The sequence below is a fragment of the Bradyrhizobium sp. USDA 4486 genome (assembly GCF_054057995.1).
In genome coordinates this window covers 8,176,194-8,197,075 of sequence record NZ_JBSRZV010000001.1, presented here as the reverse complement: position 1 = coordinate 8,197,075, position 20,882 = coordinate 8,176,194, and the positions used below count along the sequence as shown (strand labels likewise).

General features: G+C 65.2%; 17 protein-coding genes and 3 pseudogenes. 12 read left to right on the top strand and 8 right to left on the bottom strand.

Annotation, left to right across the window (positions count from 1 at the left end; translation table 11 throughout):
• Nucleotides 1-256: 256 nt before the first annotated feature.
• On the top strand, nucleotides 257-1,432 hold the full coding sequence (locus tag ACVWY3_RS38700; RefSeq protein WP_456843142.1) for a YncE family protein: 1,176 nt from the start codon (nucleotides 257-259) through the stop codon (nucleotides 1,430-1,432).
• Nucleotides 1,433-1,461: 29 nt separating this feature from the next.
• On the opposite strand, the pseudogene ACVWY3_RS38695 reads toward ACVWY3_RS38700, so the two are convergent.
• A pseudogene (locus tag ACVWY3_RS38695) lies at nucleotides 1,462-1,698 on the bottom strand (amino acid ABC transporter substrate-binding protein); the annotation flags it as partial.
• 106 nt (nucleotides 1,699-1,804) lie between these two features.
• Between ACVWY3_RS38695 and ACVWY3_RS38690 the strand changes: the two are divergent.
• Entirely contained in the window at nucleotides 1,805-2,998 is a 1,194-nt protein-coding gene (locus ACVWY3_RS38690) for an efflux RND transporter periplasmic adaptor subunit (protein ID WP_456843141.1), read from the top strand.
• Nucleotides 2,999-3,011: 13 nt separating this feature from the next.
• Nucleotides 3,012-6,170 carry an efflux RND transporter permease subunit gene (locus ACVWY3_RS38685; protein WP_456843140.1) on the top strand — a complete coding sequence of 1,053 codons (3,159 nt, stop codon included), beginning with the start codon at nucleotides 3,012-3,014 and terminating at the stop codon, nucleotides 6,168-6,170.
• On the opposite strand, the gene ACVWY3_RS38680 is transcribed toward ACVWY3_RS38685, so the two are convergent.
• On the bottom strand, nucleotides 6,167-8,431 hold the full coding sequence (locus ACVWY3_RS38680) for a cation:proton antiporter domain-containing protein (RefSeq protein ID WP_456843563.1): 2,265 nt from the start codon (nucleotides 8,429-8,431) through the stop codon (nucleotides 6,167-6,169). The two genes, ACVWY3_RS38685 and ACVWY3_RS38680, sit on opposite strands and share 4 nt — an antisense overlap.
• A gap of 299 nt (nucleotides 8,432-8,730) precedes the next feature.
• On the bottom strand, nucleotides 8,731-9,903 hold the full coding sequence (locus tag ACVWY3_RS38675) for an MFS transporter (RefSeq protein ID WP_456843139.1): 1,173 nt from the start codon (nucleotides 9,901-9,903) through the stop codon (nucleotides 8,731-8,733).
• A gap of 53 nt (nucleotides 9,904-9,956) precedes the next feature.
• On the opposite strand from ACVWY3_RS38675, the gene ACVWY3_RS38670 reads away from it, so the two are divergent.
• Nucleotides 9,957-10,781, top strand: coding sequence for an AraC family transcriptional regulator (locus ACVWY3_RS38670; protein WP_456843138.1), 825 nt, complete (start codon nucleotides 9,957-9,959; stop codon nucleotides 10,779-10,781).
• A 291-nt stretch (nucleotides 10,782-11,072) separates the two neighbouring features.
• Nucleotides 11,073-12,425, top strand: a complete 1,353-nt coding sequence (locus tag ACVWY3_RS38665; RefSeq protein WP_456843137.1) for a malonyl-CoA decarboxylase — start codon at nucleotides 11,073-11,075, stop codon at nucleotides 12,423-12,425.
• Nucleotides 12,426-12,551: 126 nt separating this feature from the next.
• On the opposite strand, the pseudogene ACVWY3_RS38660 reads toward ACVWY3_RS38665, so the two are convergent.
• The 5 genes and pseudogenes from ACVWY3_RS38660 to ACVWY3_RS38640 form a co-directional block, all read right to left on the bottom strand.
• Nucleotides 12,552-12,674, bottom strand: a pseudogene (locus tag ACVWY3_RS38660) (mandelate racemase); the annotation flags it as partial.
• 129 nt (nucleotides 12,675-12,803) lie between these two features.
• Nucleotides 12,804-13,046 carry a DUF3297 family protein gene (locus ACVWY3_RS38655; protein WP_035730878.1) on the bottom strand — a complete coding sequence of 81 codons (243 nt, stop codon included), beginning with the start codon at nucleotides 13,044-13,046 and terminating at the stop codon, nucleotides 12,804-12,806.
• Nucleotides 13,047-13,057: 11 nt separating this feature from the next.
• Nucleotides 13,058-13,534, bottom strand: coding sequence for a glutathione peroxidase (locus ACVWY3_RS38650; RefSeq protein ID WP_456843136.1), 477 nt, complete (start codon nucleotides 13,532-13,534; stop codon nucleotides 13,058-13,060).
• Nucleotides 13,535-13,536: 2 nt separating this feature from the next.
• Nucleotides 13,537-14,937 carry an amidase family protein gene (locus ACVWY3_RS38645; protein WP_456843135.1) on the bottom strand — a complete coding sequence of 467 codons (1,401 nt, stop codon included), beginning with the start codon at nucleotides 14,935-14,937 and terminating at the stop codon, nucleotides 13,537-13,539.
• Between the two features lie 80 nt (nucleotides 14,938-15,017).
• Nucleotides 15,018-15,275, bottom strand: a complete 258-nt coding sequence (locus ACVWY3_RS38640) for a DUF6894 family protein (RefSeq protein ID WP_456843562.1) — start codon at nucleotides 15,273-15,275, stop codon at nucleotides 15,018-15,020.
• Between the two features lie 248 nt (nucleotides 15,276-15,523).
• Between ACVWY3_RS38640 and pqqA the strand changes: the two genes are divergently transcribed.
• The 7 genes and pseudogenes from pqqA (at nucleotide 15,524) to ACVWY3_RS38605 (ending at nucleotide 20,756) form a co-directional block, all read left to right on the top strand.
• Complete coding sequence (gene pqqA, locus ACVWY3_RS38635; protein WP_007595659.1) at nucleotides 15,524-15,604, top strand: pyrroloquinoline quinone precursor peptide PqqA; 81 nt, start codon at nucleotides 15,524-15,526, stop codon at nucleotides 15,602-15,604.
• 118 nt (nucleotides 15,605-15,722) lie between these two features.
• Nucleotides 15,723-16,652 (top strand): pyrroloquinoline quinone biosynthesis protein PqqB, encoded by a 930-nt coding sequence (gene pqqB, locus ACVWY3_RS38630; RefSeq protein WP_456843134.1) that lies wholly within the window; start codon nucleotides 15,723-15,725, stop codon nucleotides 16,650-16,652.
• A gap of 20 nt (nucleotides 16,653-16,672) precedes the next feature.
• Nucleotides 16,673-17,428: a pyrroloquinoline-quinone synthase PqqC gene (gene pqqC, locus ACVWY3_RS38625; protein WP_456843561.1), complete on the top strand. Its 756-nt coding sequence runs from the start codon at nucleotides 16,673-16,675 to the stop codon at nucleotides 17,426-17,428.
• Nucleotides 17,429-17,439: 11 nt separating this feature from the next.
• Nucleotides 17,440-17,751 carry a pyrroloquinoline quinone biosynthesis peptide chaperone PqqD gene (gene pqqD, locus ACVWY3_RS38620; RefSeq protein WP_456843133.1) on the top strand — a complete coding sequence of 104 codons (312 nt, stop codon included), beginning with the start codon at nucleotides 17,440-17,442 and terminating at the stop codon, nucleotides 17,749-17,751.
• Nucleotides 17,748-18,947 (top strand): pyrroloquinoline quinone biosynthesis protein PqqE, encoded by a 1,200-nt coding sequence (gene pqqE, locus ACVWY3_RS38615; protein ID WP_456843132.1) that lies wholly within the window; start codon nucleotides 17,748-17,750, stop codon nucleotides 18,945-18,947. The genes pqqD and pqqE overlap by 4 nt, the downstream gene beginning before the upstream one ends.
• Entirely contained in the window at nucleotides 18,937-19,923 is a 987-nt protein-coding gene (pip, locus tag ACVWY3_RS38610) for a prolyl aminopeptidase (RefSeq protein ID WP_456843131.1), read from the top strand. The genes pqqE and pip overlap by 11 nt, the downstream gene beginning before the upstream one ends.
• Nucleotides 19,924-20,078: 155 nt before the next feature.
• Nucleotides 20,079-20,756: pseudogene (locus ACVWY3_RS38605) on the top strand (hypothetical protein).
• Nucleotides 20,757-20,882: the final 126 nt, after the last annotated feature.

Genomic DNA, 20,882 nt, shown 5'->3' with positions numbered 1-20,882 from the left:
GGGCTCTCGATCTCGCCGGCAGCTCTGGCGAAGAAGGGATGGACGTGCTGACCGCCTGGCGCCTCGCCAAGGCGGGCTAATTTTCATCGCCGTGCCGGCAGTGGTCCCGGTCACCGCCGAACGGGTCCATGATCAAACCGACATTTATTCCATGCAACGGCTTCCATGCAACGGCGCAAAAAATGCCGGTGTGGAATGTTGCGAAATCGACCCGGTTGCATTTAGCTTCAGGCGACAACAGGTCCCGGGGGAAAACATGAAATCCGCATCTCGCACCCGCGCACACCATGCCGCGTCAGCCCTGCTCGCGACATCCCTGGCCAGCCTCGCAAGTGTGACTTGCCGGGCCGAGATCATCGTTACCGCCAATGACGGCAAGATGGTGCTGGAGAACGGCAATGCCGTGGTGCGCAAGCAACCGCTGCCGGATACTGTCAGCGTCATCGATCTCACCGACGGCATGCTGAAGCTTCTCGGCGAGGTGCCGGCCCCCGCCAGCGTCGTCGGGCCGCCGCCGAGCGTGGCGATCGCGCCGGATGGTTCGTTTGCGCTGGTGACAGGCGCCATGAAGGTCGATCCGGCCGATCCCACCAAGACGGTGCCCGACGACAAGCTCTCGGTCATCGATATCAAATCCACACCGCCAAGGGTGCTCGCGACGCTTCAGGCCGGCGCCGGTGCGGCCGGCGTCTCGATCAACCGCGCAGGCACGCTGGCGCTGGTTGCGAACCGCAGCGAAGGCACGGTCTCGGTGTTCACCATCAGCGGCAACGCGCTGGCGCCGGCCGGCAAGATCCAGCTCGGCGACGCCAAGTCGGGCCCGAGCCACGCCGTGTTCTCGCGCGATGGCGCGACCGCCCTGGTCACGCGCGACGGCGACAGCAAGATCTCGCTTCTCTCCGTGGACGGCAACAAGGTCGAGTACGCCAAGCGCGATCTCTCCGCAGGCGTGCGCCCCTACGACATCGACCTCGCCGGCAGCGCCGCGGCCGTCGTCGGCAATGTCGGAACCGGCAGCGGCGACAACGACACGATCAGCCTGATCGACATGACGGCCAAGCCAATCCGGGTCGTCACCACGGTTACCGTCGGGCAGACGCCTGAGGCGGTCAAGATGTCGCCGGACGGCAACCACGTCGCCGTCACCGTCATGAACGGCTCGAACAAGCCGTCGGCTTCGCCCTTCTTCAACGATTTCGGCCTACTCAAGGTCTACCGGATCTCGGGCACCGATCTGACGCCGGTTGCGGAAGCCAAGATCGGCCATTGGTGTCAGGGCGCGGTGTGGTCCAAGGACTCCAAGCATGTCGTGGCGCAGTGCATGGTCGAGAACGAGCTGCTCGCCTTCTCGTTCGACGGCAAGGCGCTGACCAAGACATCGACGCTGAAGCTGCAGGTGAGCCCCGCGGGCATTCGCACCGCGGAGCCGTAACGTCAGCGGGCGGCGCAGGCCTGCCTGCCCTACTCCGTCCGGATGGGCGCGTCCTTCAGGCCATTATTGTCATAGGCCTTGCGCAGCGTGCCGTTCGTGGTTGCGTCCGTCATCAACGTGGTCACGAAGGCCAAGGCCTGGCCGTGGCCGAGCGGGACGGCGACGGCGGTCAACGTCTTCTTGAAGGTTTCGTCGAGCACCCGCGTGCCCGGAATCTTCTGAGCCATCTTGTTGAGCTGGTCGCGCGACAGCGCGAAGGCCTCGATCGCCGTTTGCGGTGCAAGGCCGGTGACTGCCATGGCTATGGTGTTCCACGCAAGGGCATTTGTTGGTAGCCTGCCGCACCGACAGACAATCATCGGGGGCCACCGAATGACCTCAGCCAATTCCGCTTCTTCCGCACGTCGTAACGAAGCGTGGGGACATATCGGGCGAGCATTGGCCGCCACCGCGGCCGTGGTCGCGCTGGCCGGCTGCGAGGACAAGAACACGTTCGTCGCGCCGCCGCCGCCCAAGGTCGACGTGGCGACGCCCGTGCAGCGTCCGGTGACGCGCTATGTCGAAGCCACCGGCAACACCGCGCCGATCAAGAGCGTCGATCTCGTCGCGCGCGTGCAGGGCTTCCTGCAGTCGATCGACTACCAGGACGGCAGCTTCGTCAAGCAAGGCACCCAGTTGTTCACGATCGAACCGGAAACCTACAAGCTGAAGCTCGAGCAGGCGCAGGCGGCCGAGGCCGGCGCGCAAGCCTCGCTCAAGCAGGCGGAAACCGATTTCAAGCGTCAGGCGGAGCTGGTGCAGCGCCAGGCGGTCTCGCAGTCGACCTTGGATACCTCGACCGCGAACCGCGACAACGCACAGGCCAATCTGCAGCAGGCCCAGGCCAATACCAGAATTGCCGAGGTCAATTACGGCTACACCAGGGTGACGGCGCCGTTCGACGGCATCGTCAGCGCACACATGGCCTCGGTCGGCGAGCTCGTCGGCGTCTCATCCCCGACCCAGCTCGCAACCATCGTTGCGATGGACCCGATCTGGGTGAACTTCACGGTCAACGAGCAGGACGTCCTTCGCATCCGCGCCGAAGCGGCCCGCCGCGGGCTGACCGTCGCCGACCTCAAGCAGTTGCCGATCTATGTGGGCCTCCAGACCGAGACCGGCTATCCGCATGAAGGCCATCTCGACTACGTCTCGCCGACCCTCAATGCGTCGACGGGCACGCTCGCGGTGCGCGGCGTCGTGCCCAACGACAAGCGGGTGTTGCTGCCCGGCTATTTCGTCCGGGTCCGGGTGCCGTTCGATCAGGACAAGAGCGCCCTGCTCGTCCCCGACACCGCGCTCGGCAGCGACCAGGGCGGCCGCTATCTCCTCGTGGTCAACGGCGACAACGTGGTCGAGCAGCGCAAGGTGCAGATCGGCCCGACCGACAACGGCCTGCGCGTGATCGAGAATGGGCTGAAGCCCGAAGATCGCGTCGTGATCGCGGGGCTCTTGCGCGTGATCCCGGGCCAGAAGATCGATCCTCAGGTGAGCAAGATCGACCAGCCGCAGGCGTCGGCCAAGTGAAGGGCTGCCAGCCATGATCTCAAAGTTCTTCATCGAGCGGCCGGTCCTCTCGAACGTCATCGCGCTCCTGATGATCCTGATCGGCGGTGTCGCGCTGTTCAACCTCGCGATCGCGCAATATCCCGACGTTGTGCCGCCGACGGTGCAGGTGACGACGCGCTATCCCGGCGCGAGCGCCAAGACCGTGATCGACACAGTTGCCTTGCCGATCGAACAACAGGTCAACGGCGTCGAGGACATGCTCTACATGCAGTCCTATAGCGGCTCCGACGGCACCTACACGCTGACCGTGACCTTCAAGATCGGCACCGACCTCAACTTCGCGCAGGTGCTGGTGCAGAACCGCGTCTCCAGCGCGCTGTCGCAACTGCCGCAGGCGGTGCAGAACCAGGGTGTCACCGTGCAGAAGCGGTCGACCTCGATCCTCTTGTTCGTGACGCTGACCTCGCCGGACAAGACCTTCGACAGCCTTTACTTGAGCAACTACGCCACCATCAACATCCGCGACGAGCTCTCGCGCCTTCCCGGCGTCGGCAACGTCACGGTGTTCGGCGCCGGCCAATATTCGATGCGGGTCTGGCTCGATCCGAACAAGCTGCAGGTGCGTGGCCTCGTGCCGCAGGACGTCATCCAGGCGATCCAGCAGCAGAGCCAGCAGGTCTCCGCCGGCCAGGTCGGCGCGCCACCGACGCCGCCCGGACAGGCGTTCCAGTACACGCTCAACGTCAACGGCCGGCTCGACGACCCCACCCAGTTCGAGAACATCATCGTCAAGTCAGGCACGAGCGGCGACGTCACGCGCGTGCGCGACGTCGGCTCGGTCGAATTGGGTGCACAGACCTACAGCCAGATCTTCTCGCTGAACAAGCAGCCCGCCACCGGCATCGGCGTATTCCAGTCGCCCGGCGCCAATGCGCTCGAGGTCGAGCAGGCCGTCGAGAAGAAGATGGCGGAGCTCGCAAAAGCCTTCCCGCAAGGGATTAAGTACGACACGCCGTTCGACACCACGAAATTCGTGCAGGCTTCGGTGCACGAGGTCTACATGACCTTGATCGAGGCCGGCCTCCTGGTGCTGGTCGTGATCCTGGTGTTCCTGCAGGACTGGCGCGCGATGCTGGTGCCGGCGACGACGGTGCCCGTCACCATCATTGGCGCCTTTGCGGCAATGGCGGCGCTCGGTTTCACCATCAACATGTCGACGCTGTTCGCGATCGTGCTCGCGATCGGCATCGTGGTCGACGACGCCATCGTCGTGGTGGAAGGCGCAGCGCACAATATCGAGCAGGGCATGAACGGCCACGACGCCGCGATCAGGGCAATGGACCAGCTGTTCGCGCCGATCGTCGGCATCACGCTGGTGCTGATCTCGGTGTTCCTGCCGGCCTCGTTCCTCGCCGGCCTCACCGGGCGCATCTATTCGCAATTCGCGCTGGTGATCGCGGCAACCGCGCTGCTCTCCGCCATCAACGCGGCGACGCTGAAGCCGACGCAATGCGCGCTGTGGCTGCGGCCGGCCGTGCCGCCGGAGCAACGCAATTTCTTCTACCGCGGCTTCAACAACGTCTATAACCGCGTCGAGCGCGGCTACACGCGGCTGATCACGTTCCTGGTCAAGCACGCCACCGTCTCGGTCGCGTTCGCGCTGGTGGTGATCGGGCTCAGCGGCTACGGCCTGTCGCGGGTGCCGACCGGCTTCCTGCCGATCGAGGACCAGGGCTATCTGATCGCCGCCGTGCAACTGCCCGACGGCGCCTCGCTGGAGCGGACCCAGAAGGTGCTCGACAAGGCCGCCGACATCATCAGGGACACGCCCGGCGTCCAGCAGGTCATCACCATCGCCGGCATCTCCGCGCTCGACAACAGCGCCAGCCTTGCCAACGCCGGCGTTGCCTACATCATCCTGAAGGATTGGGGCGCGCGCAAAGGACCCGGCGAGGACCTGCGCTCGCTGGTGTACGGGCTGAACGACAACCTCGCGACCATCATGGAAGCGCGCACCATCGTGCTGCCGCCGCCGCCGATCCAGGGCATCGGCAACGCCGCCGGCTTCTCGATGCAGGTCGAGCTGCGCGACGGCAACAGCGACTTCGCAAAACTCCAGGCGATCACCGGCGCGATGGTCAGCAACGGCCAGAGCCAGAGCGCGCTGCAGCGCGTGCAGTCCTCGTTCCGTTCGTCGGTGCCGCAGTTCAATGTCGAGATCGACCGCATCAAGACCCAGACGCTGCACGTTACCACCGACCAGGTGTTCGCGGCGCTGTCGACCTATCTCGGCTCGTCCTATGTCAATCAGTTCAACAAGTTCGGCCGCGTGTTCCAGGTCTATACCCAGGCCGATCCGGCGTTCCGCGTCACCGAGCGCGACATCGCCAACATGCAAGTGCGCAACTCGAACGGCGACATGATCCCGATCGGCACCGTCGCCACGATCACGCCGGCCATCGGCCCGTCCCTGATCAGCCTCTACAATCTCTATCCATCCTCGACCATCATCGGCCTGCCCGCGCAGGGCTACTCCTCCGGGCAGTCGCTGAAGCTGATGGAGGAGATCGCGCAGAAGACGCTGCCGCCGGGCACCGGCTATGAATGGACCGCGATGTCCTATCAGGAGAAGGCGGTCTCCAACCAGATCTACTGGGTGTTCGGCCTTGCCATGCTGCTGGTCTATCTCGTGCTCGCCGGCCAGTATGAGAGCTGGTACGCGCCGATCTCGGTGATCCTCGCGGTGCCGTTGTCGCTGCTCGGGCCGATGCTGATCCTCTCGGGCCTCAAGATCGACAACAACCTCTATTGCCAGATCGGCCTGATCCTGCTCATCGCGCTCTCGGCCAAGAACGCCATCCTGATCGTCGAGGTCGGGCTCGAGCTGCACAACCGCGACGGCAAGCCGCTCCTGGAATCGGCCATCGAGGCGGCGCGCGCCCGCTTCCGCCCGATCCTGATGACGTCGTTCGCCTTCATCCTCGGTGTCGCGCCGCTGGTGATCGCGACCGGCGCCGGCGCCAGCGCGCGCAAGTCGATCGGCATCACGGTGTTCTCGGGCATGCTGGCCTCGACCTGCCTCGCGGTGCTGTTCGTGCCGGCGTTCTTCGTGGTGGTGCAGCGGTTCGAGAATTGGCGCGCGTCGAAGAAGGCGCCGAAGCCGCAGGCGACCGCGGAGGCGAAGCCTTAAGCCTTCTCCACTGGCGCCTGCCGGGCCTCGCCGCTCGACACCAGCAGCACCGAGACCTTCGACTGCCAGAGCACCGCGTCGGCGACGCCGCCGAAGGAGAGACGGTCGGCCTGAATGCGGTCGACGCCCATGACGACGAGATCGACGTCGGTGGTGTCGATCTCACGCAGGATCGCCGCCTCCGGCGCCCGGTTCACGCGCAGCGTCGTGGTGATGTCGACCTCGTAGCGGGCGGCGAGATCGCTGGTGTCCTTGAGGATGCCCGTGTCCTGGCTGAGCCCGCGCGAGGCGCCGCGCTGCGCGCCCTTGTCGCGCGTCGTCGCGACGTAGATCACCCGGAGCGAGCCCGAGCCGGCCTGCGTCAGTGCCACCGCGACCTCGGCGCCGCGCTTGGCAACGCCGCTGCCGGAGACCGGAACGAGGATGTTGAGACCGTCCGGCATCGGCTGCTTCAGATGCTTGCCCTTGGCCGCGACGATCGCGAGCGGTCCCTCGAAGTTGGCCGCGATGTCCTCGATCCTGCGGTCGAAGCGGTCCTTGGAGGCAGCGAACTTGTCGACGCCGACGACGAGGAGATCAAAGCCCTTGCGTGCTTCGTCGGCGATGGTCTCGCCGAGCTCGGAGCGCCTGGCACGCGTGGCGACGTCGACGCTGCCGGCATCGCGCTCGCCATCGACGGAGACGGTTTCGGCGGCCTTCTTCACTACCGCTTCGTGGCTCTCCTCCTCGTCGCGGATCTTCTCCTGCTCGCCGGCGCGCTTGCCGATATGCAGCACGGTGATCGGCAGGCCGCGCATACCGGCGATCAGACCCGCGATGTGCGCGGCGAAGGTGGCGTTGACGCTCTCGTCGACGGCAAGCAGCGGACGTTCGAGGTTGGCGACGAAGCCGCGCTTCTCGAATTCCTCCCGCTCCAGACGCTCCTTCTCCTCCCTGCTTATCGGCAGCCTGGCCAGCGCCGCGCGCAGCATCGGCGGCATCGCCATGGTCGTCACGATCGCCATGGTCACGATCATCGTGAACAGGTTCTGGCTGAGCACGCCGATGGACAGGCCAATGGTGGCGATGATGACCTCGGTCGAGCCGCGCGCATTCATGCCGCTCGCCAGCGCCAGCGATTCCCGCGTGTTCAGCCCGCCGATGGTGCCGCCGACAAAGGCGCCGCCGAACTTGCCGACGCTGGCGATCACGACAAGGAGCCCGGTGAGCAGCAGGAGATGGGGATCGCGCAGCACCGAGAGGTCGGCGGCCAGGCCCGCAAGGCCGAAGAACACCGGCATGAAGAAGCTCGATATCAGGCCGCGCAGGCGCTCGTCGATCTGCCGTGTCAGGATCGGGGACTCGCCGACCAGGATGCCGGCAACGAAGGCACCGAGCACCGTGTGCACGCCGATCAGATGCGTGATCAGCGCCATCGTGCCCATCAGCAGCAGGATCACGGTGGTGACTGGCGCGGTGCTGACGAGAGCATCGTTAGCCCAGCGGATCAGCTGGAACACCAGCCGGCGGCCGACGGTGAAGCTGACCGCGAGGAAAGCGAGCGTGCCCAGCACGGCCTTCGCCACCGAAGTGATGTCGAGCGTGCCCTGCGATGCCAGGCTGAAGATGACGGCGATGATGATCCAGCCGATGGTGTCGTCGATGACGGCGGTGGCGACGATGATCTGGCCGACATTGCGGCGCATGAAGTTCATCTCGCGCACGACGACCGCGACGATCTTCACCGAGGAGATCGACAGCGCCGTGCCCATGAACAGTGAGGCCACCAGGCGCTGCTCGGGCCTTGGCAGCAGAGCATCGGGCAGGAACTCGCCAAGCGCGAAGCCGCAGGCGAAGGGAACCAGAATGCCGGCGATCGAGACCGCGATTGCCGCCTTGCCGACCTTTCTGACCAGCTTGAGGTCGGTCTCCATGCCCGTCAGCAACAGCAGCAGCAGGATTCCGAACTGGGCGATGCCGTCGATCATCGCCTTCTGCTCGGGCGTCTTCGGGAAGATCGCGGCTTGCGCCTCCGGCCAGATCCAGCCGAACAGCGACGGCCCCAGCATGATGCCGGCGAGCAGTTCGCCGATCACCGAGGGCTGGCCGATCCGCTGCATGAGTTCGCCGAGGCCGCGCCCCACCGCGATCAGCAGCACGATCTGGGCCACCAGCAGGAATTCGGACGGGCCGCCGGATTTGCTACCCGCAGCGCCGGCCGCAATGGTGGTGAGGACAAGCGCCACGGGGGCAAGGCCGGCTCGGAGCAGGCTCCACTGCATGCAGGTGTCTTTTCCCCGTCTACTGTCCCGGCAGGGTGCCGGGGCCACTTGGGGCAGAACCAGCGACAGGTGCAGCAGGTTCCCGATTCTCGCGGCGGGTTAAAGGAGGCGAAAATAAAAAGTGCGAAACAACCCCATGCACAGTAGAGATGGCGTCAAAAGGGCTAGAGGAAAATTCGGTATCGCCGAAATCACTTGCGCCGTCGGGCAAAACACCGGCATAATGGCATGATGGGTGGTGTCGGCAGAGTGCCGCCTCATCCGGTCATTGCGAGCGCAGCACAGCAATGACGGAGGCCTCACGCCGCCCGCGGCGAGCGGATCTCGCGCGGCAGGATGATCGCCGCCGCGATCGCGAGCAGGCAGAGGCCGGCGAACGCGTGCAGCATGGTGACGAAGCCGCCCTGCTCGTAGAGCCAGGCGACGAGCCCGACGGAGGCCCCGGCCGCGGTGAATCCGACGAAATAGCGCACCGCGTAGGCGCGCGAGCGCCACTCTTCGGTGGTGTATTTGCCGACCATGGCATCGTTCACCGTGACCTGCCCGAACGCGCCCATGACGATTCCGATCGAGACCACGATCAGCGGCAGATTGCTCAGGCCCGCGGCGAGATACAGGAACGGCGCCAGCATGAAGGACAGCGGCAGCGCCACCGCCTTCAGCGAGTAGCGGTCGAGCAAACGCCCGATCGTGTACTGCGTCATCGCGCCGAACACGTAGACGCAGGCGGCGATGACGCCGAGCAGCGCCGGGCTCTTGGTGAGATCGGCCAGCCGCTCCGCGAATAGCTTTGGCAGCGCCACTGTGACGGCATTGAACGTGGTCGAGATCGCGATCACCACGATCAAGAGCGACAGCACCACGCGCCACATGTCCTGCTTTGCCACCCGCGCCTGCGCCGCCGCCTGCTTCGAGCCTTTGCGGTCCTCGTGCACGACCATCATCGCGAACGCGATGCCGATCAGGATGGTGACGGCGCCGGGAATGATGAAAGCCAATCGCCAGCCGAGATATTGGCCGATCACGCCGGTAACGAGCGCCGAGGAGGCGACGCCGAGATTGCCCCAGACGCCGTTGATGCCCATCTCGCGGCCGAGCCGGTCGGCATAGGACACGATCATGGCGGTGCCGACGGGATGGTAGATGGAGGCGAAGATGCCGATCGCGAGCAGCGCGGCGCCGAGCTGCGCCGGGGTCTGCACCAAGCCGACCGAGATCATCGAGGCGCCGATGCCGACGAAGAAGATCAGCATCATGTGGCGGCGGCTCCAGCGGTCCCCGAGCCAGCCTGTCAGCAGCGAGCCGGCGCCGAACGCGACGAAGCCCGGCGTCGCATAGGGCAGCAGCTCCGAATAGGCCATGCCGAGCGCCGGGCCCATGATGATCACGGCGGCGGCAAAGATCAGCATCGAATAGTGGTCGATGAAATGGCCTGCGTTGACGAAACTGATGACCCGGCTGGGGCTGTTCATGTCCCGAATCCTCTCCTGCTCCGAAATGAGTTATATGTCGGAGCCATGACGGGATGCTGCCAATGACTGTCTTGGAAACGCCAATCTTGGAAACGCCAATCCTGCGGGAGGTCCAGGGCAACCACCGCTCGACCGCAGGCGTGCACCTGGTCGCGCGCGACTATCCCAAAGGCATGCGAATCGATCTGCACATGCACCGCGAGGCGCAGCTGATCTATGCGGCACGCGGCACCATGCAGGTGACGACGCCCGGGGGGCGCTGGCTGGTGCCGCCGGACCGCGCGGTCTGGGTCCCGGCCGGGCTCGAGCACGCCATCGACCTGCTCGCCGACATCGAGATGCGCACGCTGTATTTCGATCTCGCCTGGCTCAAGCGCGAACAGCGCTATGAGGGACTGACCAGGGAATTCGTGGTGCGGGTGTCGCCGCTGCTCAACCAGGCGATCCTCGCGCTGTTCGACGCGCGCAACACCGAGGAGCGGACTGAACTGCTGGTCCGCCTCGTCATGCTGGAACTGCACCAGGCCGAGGATTCGGCGACCTTCGTGCCGTTGCCGCTTGAGCCGCGCTGCCGCCGCGCCGCGATGATCGTGCTGGACGATCCCACCGGCCTGCACGATATCGACACACTGGCGCGCGAGGTCGGAACCTCCGCGCGGACGCTGTCGCGGCTGTTCTCGAGCGAGACGCAGCTGAGCTTCAAGAGCTGGTGCCAGCGCGCCAGGATTGCGGCGGCGATCCAGCGGATATCGACGGATGCGAGCGTCTCGGTGAAGCAGCTCGCGACCCAGCTCGGCTATGCCAGCGTGCCGGCATTCTCGGCGGCGTTCCGGCAGGTGACCGGGCGGACGCCGACGGAGTTTGCCGGGAAGGGATAGCCGCTCCCTCAGTGTCATTGCCCGCGAAGGCGGGCAATCCAGTATTCCACCAGCGCTGGTGATTGAACCGACGGGCCGCGGCGTACTGGATGCCCCGCCTCCGCGGGGCATGACAGCGCGTTTTGGAGTCAGCACCGTCCGGCACATCCCCGGCCCCTCACCCGGCATGCCAGCATTCTTCAAACGCAAGGCCCGACTAAAGATGCCGCATTCCCCGGCTTGATTGTGATCGGCTTCCGACTAAATCCCGTGTAAGCTTCCGCATCGCACAAACCTGACACGAAAGCCCAGATGGCCAACGCCTTCTTCTCCGACCTGCTCGCTACCATCTCCGAGCGCGGCCGCACGCTGCTTCGCCGCGGTGACGGTTTTGACACCAAGCACGACGCCGACGGCTTGATTGCGCTCTGCGGCGCGCTGCTGTCGGGCCGGGGCGAAGCCTCCGGCACCGCCATGGCGCGCGAGGTGCTCGATCTCTACAGGGATCTTGATGCGGCAGGACGCCGCGCTTTCTTCGAAGCGCTGGTGCGCGATTTCGGCCCGGACCGGGAGCGCCTCGCCAAGGCGATCGAGACATGGCGGGCCAAGCCGACCGACGAGGACGCAAGCAGCCTGCATTTCGCCTCCGAGCCGCGGCGGCAGGAGCTGATCCGCCGCCTGAACCGTGCGCCCGGTGGGACCGGCGATCTCGTCGCCATGCGCGCCGATCTGCTTGGCATGATGAACGGACACACCGACCTCGCCGCGCTCGATCGCGACATCTCGCATCTTCTTTCTTCGTGGTTCAACAGGGGGTTTCTCGTGCTGCGCAGGATTGACTGGTCGACCCCGGCCAACATCCTCGAAAAGATCATCCGTTACGAAGCCGTGCACGAGATCTCCGACTGGGACGATCTGCGCCGCCGCATCGATCCGGTCGACCGCCGCTGCTACGCCTTCTTCCATCCCGCTATGGTTGACGAGCCCTTGATCTTCGTCGAGGTGGCGCTGACCGAGACGATGCCGGGTGCCATTGCGCCGCTGCTCGCGGTCGACCGCCAGCATCTGCCGAGCGAGCGCGCGCGCACCGCCGTGTTCTACTCGATCTCCAACACCCAGCGCGGCCTTGGCGGCATCTCGTTCGGCAGCTTCCTGATCAAGCAGGTGGTCGAGGAACTGCGCCGCGAGCTGCCGAAGCTCGACACCTTCGTGACGTTGTCGCCGGTGCCGGGCTTCATGCAGTGGATCAAGCAGGACAGGGACCTGCCGCTGTCGGACGAGGACCGCGAGCTCATAAAGCGCCTCGACGATCCCAAATGGTTCGAGAACCCTGAGACGACGACGCAGCTTCGCGCCTTGATCGAGCCGCTCGCCGCGCATTATTTCCTGAAGGCGCGTACGCCGAAGGGCAAGCTGATCGACTCGGTCGCCCGCTTCCATCTCGGCAACGGCGCCCGGCTCGAACGCATCAACTGGCTCGGAGACCTCTCGCCCAAGGGCGTGCGCGAATCCGCCGGCGTGATGGTCAACTATCTCTACCGCCTCGACGACATCGAGAAGAACCACGAGGCCTACGCCAATGACGGCGAGGTCGTGGCGTCGAGCGCGGTGAAGAAGCTGCTGAAGGGCGAGGGGCGCAGGTTGCTCGATATGCGGCTGTCGTAGCGGACGCTCCCGCCACATGGTCGTTGCGCGAAGCGCAGCGACGAAGCAATCCAGGTTGCCTCCGCGGAAAGATTCTGGATTGCTTCGCTGCGCTCGCAATGACGGAGGATGTTGCGTCAGCGGGACCTACTCCGCCAGGGCCTTCATCTCCTTGCACAGATCTGATTTGCCCTCGAAGCCGATGCCCGGCAGATCGGGCATGGTGATGTGGCCGTTCTCGACGCGGACGCCGTCGGGGAAGCCCCCGTAGGACGATGCGGACGGACATGGGGTCAAGCTTCCTGTTGGCGTCATTCCGGGGCGATGCGCAGCATCCAACCCGGAATCTCGAGATTCCGGGTTCGCGCTATCGCGCGCCCCGGAATGACGGCTTCGCCGTCACTTCTTGTCCCTGAAATACGGTTCTACCGGCCCGTGCACCTTGATGGTCAGCGGGTTGCCGTAGCGGTCCTTGGCGTTCCCTGCGGTGACGCGGACCCAGCCTTCGCTGATACAGTACTCCTCGACATTGGTCTTCTCGATGCCCTTGAAGCGGATGCCGACGTCGCGCGCCAGAATGTCCGCGTTGTAATAGGGGCTGTTCGGATCGACCGACAGGCGGTCGGGAAATTCGTCGCTCATGATTGTCTCGCTCACAACAGTGTTTCGATTTGATTGCGCAGCGCTTCAGGCCGCGCGGTCGGCGCATAGCGGGCGATCACCTTGCCGGCACGGTCCACCAGGAATTTGGTGAAATTCCATTTGATGGAGGCCCCTAGCAGGCCGGATTGCTGGCGTTTCAGGTATTCGTACAACGGATGCGCCTTCGGTCCGTTGACGTCGATCTTCTCGAACAGCGGAAAGGTGACGTCGTAGTTGGTCGAGCAGAACGCCTGGATCTCGCTCGCCTCTCCCGGCTCCTGCGCGCCGAACTGGTTGCAGGGAAAGCCGAGCACGGAGAAGCCGCGCGGGGAGAGATCGCGGTAGAGATCCTCGAGGCCCCGATATTGCGGCGTGAAACCGCATTTGCTCGCGGTATTGACGATCAGCAGCACCTGCCCCTCGAAGCGGCGCATCGGCACTTCTTCCCCGGCGAGCGAATTGGCCTTGAAGTCGTAGATCGCGGACATCGCTAACCCACGGGGTCGATCGGCGACGGCGGCACGCCGCCCGCCTCGATCGCTTCGCCCGCAAGGAGGCAAAGATCCTCGCGATAGCGGCCGGAGACGATGTGCACGCCGACCGGCGCCTTGCCGACGAGGCCGGTGGAGACCACGAGGCCCGGCATTCCCATGAAGGGAATGGCGATCTGCGGCAGCTGCGCTTCCCAGACGCGCTTGAAGGAGGCGTCGTCCTTGCGGTCGAGATGATCGGGGAACGGCAGCTCGCCGGAGACCGGCGTCAGCAGCACGGCGTAGCGTTCGAAGAACAGCATCCACTCGCGCGTCAGCGTGGCTCTTCGGGTCAGCGCCTTGGCGTAATTGGCCTGGTCCATCGGCGTGACCCGGGCGCGGTTGCCGCGAAGGCACGCCAGCGCGCCGGGATCGCCCTCGCGCTCGGCCATCTCCAGCTGCGCCTCATAGCCGTCGCCGAGCCAGAGTTTGATTTGCCACTCGACCGCCTCGCGCATCGGCGGGGTGTCCTCGATCACGTCCACGGTCCAGCCGGCACGTTCGAGGCGCTTTCCGGCATCGCTCACCGCCGCCTTCACTTCCGGCGCAGTCGCAAGGCCGTTCGGGTTGAGGCAGAGCGCGGCGCGCTTCGGCCGTGCCGGGCCTTCCAGCGGCACCGGTGCGAACCAGGGGTCGCGGATGTCGCGGGCGGACATCGCTTCGAGCGAGATGCGCAAATCATGGATGGTGCGCGCCAGCGGACCCGATACCGCCATGATCTGCGGGCCGATCGGACGCTCCGGCAGCGCGGGATTGAAGGCGGGGATACGGCCCAAGGTCGGGCGCAGGCCGTGCACGCCGCAGGCATAGGCGGGATAGCGGATCGAGCCGGCGATGTCGGTGCCGTGGGCGATGTGGCCGATGCCGGCCGCGACCGCCGAGCCGGCGCCACCGGACGAGCCGCCCGGCGTCAGCGAGGCATCGCGGGGGTTCTTGGTGTCGCCATGGACGAGGTTGGTGGTGAACCAGCGATAGGAGAACGCCGGGCAATTGGTGCGACCAAGCAGAATGGCGCCTGATTTGCGGAAATTGGCGACCACCGGATTGTCCTCGCGCGCAATCAGGTCGCGCTGGAGTTTCAGGCCGTTGGTGGTGGCAAAGCCTTCCTGGTCGACATTGGCCTTGATGGTGATGGGCACGCCGGCGAGCACGCCGGGGTCCTCCCCGCGGGCGATGGTGGCATCGACGGCGTCGGCCTGCTTGAGCACGTCCTCGGGCCGGTGGTCGATCACGGCGTTGAGTTTTGGATTGACGGCATCCAGGCGGTCGAGACCGGCCTTGGCCGCCTCCTTGGCGGATACCTTCTTGGACCTGACGAGGGCGGCGAGGTCGGCGGCCGACAGGCGCCAGAGATCTTGCATGATTTGCTCCGTGTAACCGGCGTCTTTTAGCGCCGGGAACGCGGCAAAGCCATGCGGATTTCGCAGGGAGGAAGAGCGGGTTAGTGCCGCGTCGCCGACTGGTCCGGCATGTCCAGCAGGGCCTCGGTGAAGGGAAACTCCAGCACGATCTCGCCGTCGCCGTCGGTGACCTCGATGACGGCCTCGAGCAGCGCCGGCTGCGCCCCCTCGGATTTCACCACTTCCAGGATCATCTGGCGGGCGACCTCCCAGGCGCGATCGGGGTTGCGCAGGTCCTCTCCGTCAGGATCCACGATCAGTTCGTCGCCGATGCGCGTGTTGAAGAAGTATTTGGGCATCACGAGGTCCACTTGGGTCGCCTGTACCGGATTGACAGCTGCAGTGCGCTCACAACTGCTTTATCAGGACAGGGTTCACGACCGAATGCGCCAAGCGCAAGGCAGCGCCACCGGAAGTGATGTTCCATTACCGTTTTTCGCGGCGCAACATGCGCGCGCTCGGGAAAATTTCACTGGCGAACTTTTGCGCGCGCATTACCTTAATCCACGGGCGGACACGTCCGAATTTCGCGAAATGGAGAGCCAAAATGGCCTGGAAAGCCCCGAAGATCGTCGAAGTGCCCTGCGGCATGGAAATCAACATGTATGTGAGCGCCACCCGCAAGTAATCGGTTGGTGCATTTGCGTTCTGCGCAGGTGGGTCTCTTGGTCACGATCGGTGTCCGAATGACGGAAACCGTGTCGGCCTGAGATCCACTTCGCGAATTTGCCTCCAGGAGACGGATCATGCTTCGCGTCGTCGTCCTGGGCGCCGGGGCCGGCGGCGGAGTCCCGCAATGGAATTGCGGCTGTGAGGGCTGCCGGGCGGCCCGTGCGAACGGGCATGACCTCCAGAGAACCCAGGCCTCGGTCGCCTTCAGCGGCGATGGCGAGCACTGGTTCCTGATCAACGCCTCCCCCGACCTTCGCCAGCAATTGAATGCCACGCAGCAGCTGCATCCGAGGCCCGGCGCGCTGCGCCATACGCCTGTTGCAGGCGTGATCCTGACCAACGGCGAAGTGGACGCGGTGGCCGGCCTGCTCTCGATGCGCGAGGGCTCGCCCTTCACGGTCTATGCCCACGAGAAGGTGCTGGCGATCCTTGCCAGCAACAGCATCTTCAACGTGCTGAACGAGAAGAACGTCAAGCGCCAGCCGATCGGGATCGGCGAGCCGTTCGAGCCGCGGCTGACCGACGGCACACGCTCGGGGCTGGAGGTGCTGCCCTTCGCCGTGCCGGGCAAGTCGGCCTGGTACCTCGAAGGCAAGGCGCATCCCGGCGGCGAGACCGGCGACGGTGATACGCTGGGGCTGAAGATCACCGACAAGTCGACCGGCAAATGCTTCTACTTCATCGCCGCCTGCGCCGAGGTGACCGATGCACTCAAGGCCGAGATCGACGGCGCCGCTCTCGTATTCTTCGACGGCACGGTCTGGCAGGATGACGAGATGATCAGGGCCGGGCTCGGCCACAAGACCGGCAAGAGCATGGGCCACGTCGCGATGTCCGGGCACGATGGCGCGATCGCACGGCTGGCCGATCTCACTATCGACAGGAAGATGTTTCTGCATATCAACAACTCGAATCCGGCGTTGCTGCCCGGCTCAAGCGAGCGCAAGACTGCCGAACAGGCGGGCTGGCAGATACCCGCCGATGGAACGGAGATCGTGCTGTGAATGCCGCGTCCATGACGGGAATGACCGCGCTCTCGATCGGCAAGGACATCCGCCTCAACTCGGCGGAGGAGCTCGAGGCGACGCTGCGCCACATCGGCGCGACGCGCTATCACAGCCTGCATCCGTTCCATAAGCTGTTGCACGGCGGCAAGTTGAACAAGGGCCAGGTGCAGGCCTGGGCGCTGAACCGCTACTACTATCAGAGCACGATCCCGATCAAGGACGCGGTGGTGATCTCGCGCTTCCGCGACCGCGCCACGCGCCTCGAATGGCGCCACCGCATCGAAGACCATGACGGTGATGTCGGCTCCGAGGGCGGCATCGAGCGCTGGCTGAAGCTGACTGAAGGCCTCGGCCTCGACACCGCCTATGTGGAATCCACCGAAGGCATCTTGCCGGCGACGCGCTTCGCCGTCGAGGCCTATGTCCATTACTGCCGCGAGAAAACGCCGCTGGAGGCGATCGCCTCCTCGCTGACCGAGCTGTTCGCGCCGAACCTACACGAGGAGCGCATCTCCGGCATGCTGGAGCATTACGACTTCGTCAATCCCGACATCATGAGCTACTTCAAGCGACGCCTCGCGCAGGCGCCGCGCGACGCGGGCTTCGCGCTCGATTATGTCAAGGCGCATGCCACGACGCCGGAGCAGCGCGGGCTTGTGTGCAACGCGCTGATCTTCAAGACCAACGTGCTGTGGGTGCAGCTCGATGCGCTGTATCATGCCTATGTCGAGGGCCACATTCCGCCGGGCGCCTTCGTGCCCAAAGCGAGCTGAGGAACAGAGCAATGGCCGGGCCGCGGAACATCAGCGTCAACGAGGCAAGCCGCCCCGTGCTGCCGCGGCATGCCAAGCTGAGATATGACGAGACGCGCAAGGTCTGGGTGATCCTGGCGCCCGAGCGCGTGCTGGCGCCTGACGAGATCGCGGTCGAGGTGCTGCAGCTCTGCAATGGCGAGCGCAATGTCGGCGACGTCGCCGATCAGCTTGCCGCCAAATACGCAGCTCCACGCGAGGCGATCCTCACGGACGTCATCGCCATGCTGCAGGATCTCGCCGACAAGGGCTTTCTCACCGAGGCCCGGGAGAAGACGTCATGACCGACGTGCTCGGCAATCCCGCTATCCCGCCCGCGGCCAGCGACAGCCTCGCGGTACTGGAGAAGCAGCGCTCGACGGCGGAGACCTTTGGCATCCCGCTTGCGGTGCTGCTCGAGATCACCCACCGCTGCCCGCTGCAATGCCCCTATTGCTCCAACCCGGTCGAGCTCGACCGCTCGGCTAAGGAGCTGACCACCGAGGAATGGAAGAAGGTCTTGACCGAGCTCGCCGAGATCGGCGTGCTGCAGGTGCATTTCTCCGGCGGCGAGCCGACGGCGCGCAAGGACCTCGTCGAGCTGGTCAAGCACGCCAGCGATGCCGGCCTCTACACCAACCTCATCACCTCGGCCGTGCTGCTGACGCGCGAGAAGCTGAGCGATCTCGCGGATGCCGGCCTCTGCCATGTGCAGATCTCTTTCCAGGGCATCGAGGAAGGCCTTGCCGATCGCGTCGCCGGCTACAAGGGCGCACATCGCAAGAAGCTCGAGGTCGCAAAGTGGACGCGTGAGCTCGACCTGCCGCTCACCGTCAACGCGGTGATGCACCGGCAGAACCTGCATCAGCTCCCCGACATCATCCAGATGTCGCTCGATCTCGACGCCGACCGGCTCGAGGTCGCCAATGTGCAATATTACGGCTGGGCGCTGAAGAACCGCGCCGCCTTGATGCCGACGGTAGCGCAGCTCGAGGAGTGCACCCGCCTCGTCGAGGAGGCGCGCGCGCGGCTCAAGGGCCGGCTGACCATCGACTACGTCGTGCCCGACTATTACGCGCTGCGGCCGAAGAAGTGCATGGGCGGCTGGGGCCGGCAGTTCTTCAACATCTCGCCCGCCGGCAAGGTGCTGCCCTGCCATGCCGCCGAGAGCATCACCGGGCTCGACTTCGAATCCGTGCGCTCCAACCATTCGATCGCCTGGATCTGGCAGAACTCCGACGCCTTCAACCGCTATCGCGGCACCGGCTGGATGAAGGAGCCGTGCAAGTCCTGCGAATTCCGCGAGATCGATTTCGGCGGCTGCCGCTGCCAGGCCTTTGCGTTGACGGGCGATGCCGCCAACACCGACCCTGCTTGTGCGCTGTCGCCGCTGCACGAGACCATCTTCAAGCAGGCCGAGCGCGAGGCTGAGGGCGAGACCAACCGCTTCCTCTATCGCAATTTCGCCGGCGGCACTCTGGAATCCGAGAATGGTGCCTGACGCCGACGCGGCCGCATCCGCCAAACGCGCCGATCCCTTTGCCCCTCTGACCTCCGACATGCTCGACGTCGGCGACGGTCACGAGCTCTATGTCGAGAGCGTCGGCCGCCCCGACGGCATCCCCGCGATCTATCTGCATGGCGGTCCCGGCTCTGGCTGCCAGCCCGATCATCGCAAGCTGTTCGATCCCGAACGCTTCTGCGCCGTGCTGTTCGACCAGCGCGGCTGCGGCCGCAGCCGTCCCAAGGGATCGCGCGAACACAACACGACGGCGCATCTCGTCGCGGACATGGAGAAGATCCGCGAGAAGTTCGGGTTCGAACGCTGGATGCTGGTCGGCGGCTCCTGGGGCGCGACGCTGGCGCTGGCCTATGCAGAGGCGCATCCCGGGCGCGTCTCCGGCATCGCGCTGCGCGCGACGTTCCTCGGCACGCGGGGCGAGGTCGAGACCGCCTTCACCGCGCGCCTGTCGCAATTCTATCCCGCGCTCTACGAGGATTTCCTGGGCGTGCTGCCGCGCGAGGAGCGCAGCCGTCCCGTCGATGCCTATTGGCGCCGCATCCTCGATGCCGATCCGGCGGTGCACGGGCCGGCGGCGCGGGCCTGGCATGATACCGAGCGCACATTGTCCGAGCACAAGCCGGCCAAGACGCGGCTGGATCTCGCCTCGCTCAATATCTGGCGCACGCTGCCGGCGACGCCGTTCATGGAAGCGCATTATTTCGTCAACAATTCCTTCATGAGCGAAGGCCAGCTGTTGCGCAACGCTGAAAAGCTCGCGGGCATTCCCGGCATCATCGTCCAGGGACGCTACGATCTGTTGTGCCCGCCCGAGACGTCTCATGCGCTCGCGAAAGTCTGGCCCGGTTCGGAGATTCGGATCGTGGAAGAAGCCGGCCATTCGCTCTATGATGCCGGCGTGAGGGACGCGGTCATGAGGGCGATCGCAGACGTCGCGTCGAAGATCTCGCGATAAGGAGTCTATCCCCTCATCCTGAGGATGCGCGCCCTTGCGCGCGTCTCGAACGATGAAGGCCGAGATGCAACAGCGGGGGCCTTCATGGTTCGCCCGGCGATGCGCAGCATCGTCCGGAGCTCACCAAGAGGGTCAGGAAGAAGGACAACAAGAAAATGCCACTCGCCGGGAAGGGGATGCTGCTGACATCGATGAATGTCGACGCCGCCGATGAGGCCGATTTCAACCACTGGTACGATCGCGAGCACCTGGAAGAGCGCGTCGCGATCGAGGGTTTCCTGGAAGCGCGGCGCTATGTCGCGCATGCGGCCAATCCCAAATATCTCTGCCTGTACTCGACCGCGACGCTCGATGTGCTCGACAGCCCCGCCTACAAGGCGCGGCTCGCAAGCCCGACCGACTGGTCGCGGCAGACCATGGCGCGCTTCAAGGACATGCTGCGCGTGGTCGCGCGCATCACTATCAGCAACGGCACGGGGCGCGGAGCTGGGCTCGGCGTGGTGCGGCTGCGGCCGGATGCCGACAATGCCGCTGCATAGCGTGATGCACTGCGAGAAAGACTGGCGCCGGACACGCGCGAGGGCATCATCTCGATGCATCTGCTCGAAAGCGAGCCGGAATTGTCGGGCGCGACGGCGGGAATTCCGGCGGCGCGCAACGACGGCGCGCGCGACTGGTTCGTGCTGATCGACGGCACGCATGTCGGCGCGGTCTCGGTCGTGATCGCCGAGCGCTTCACCGGCCCTGCCGCATCGCCCTTCCCGCTGCCGGTCTCGGTCGGCACTTACTGCCTGATGTGGGATCTCGCAAAGAGCGACATCGCGCGCAGCTGAGGCGCTGACACGCACCGCAACATATTGCACCGCACGCAGATCGCACACAGCGTCAATGCCCTGCGCGCGCAGCTCCCATGAAAGACGGTGATCGCCCAAATTTGCCGTTGTACTTCGGAGCGGTTC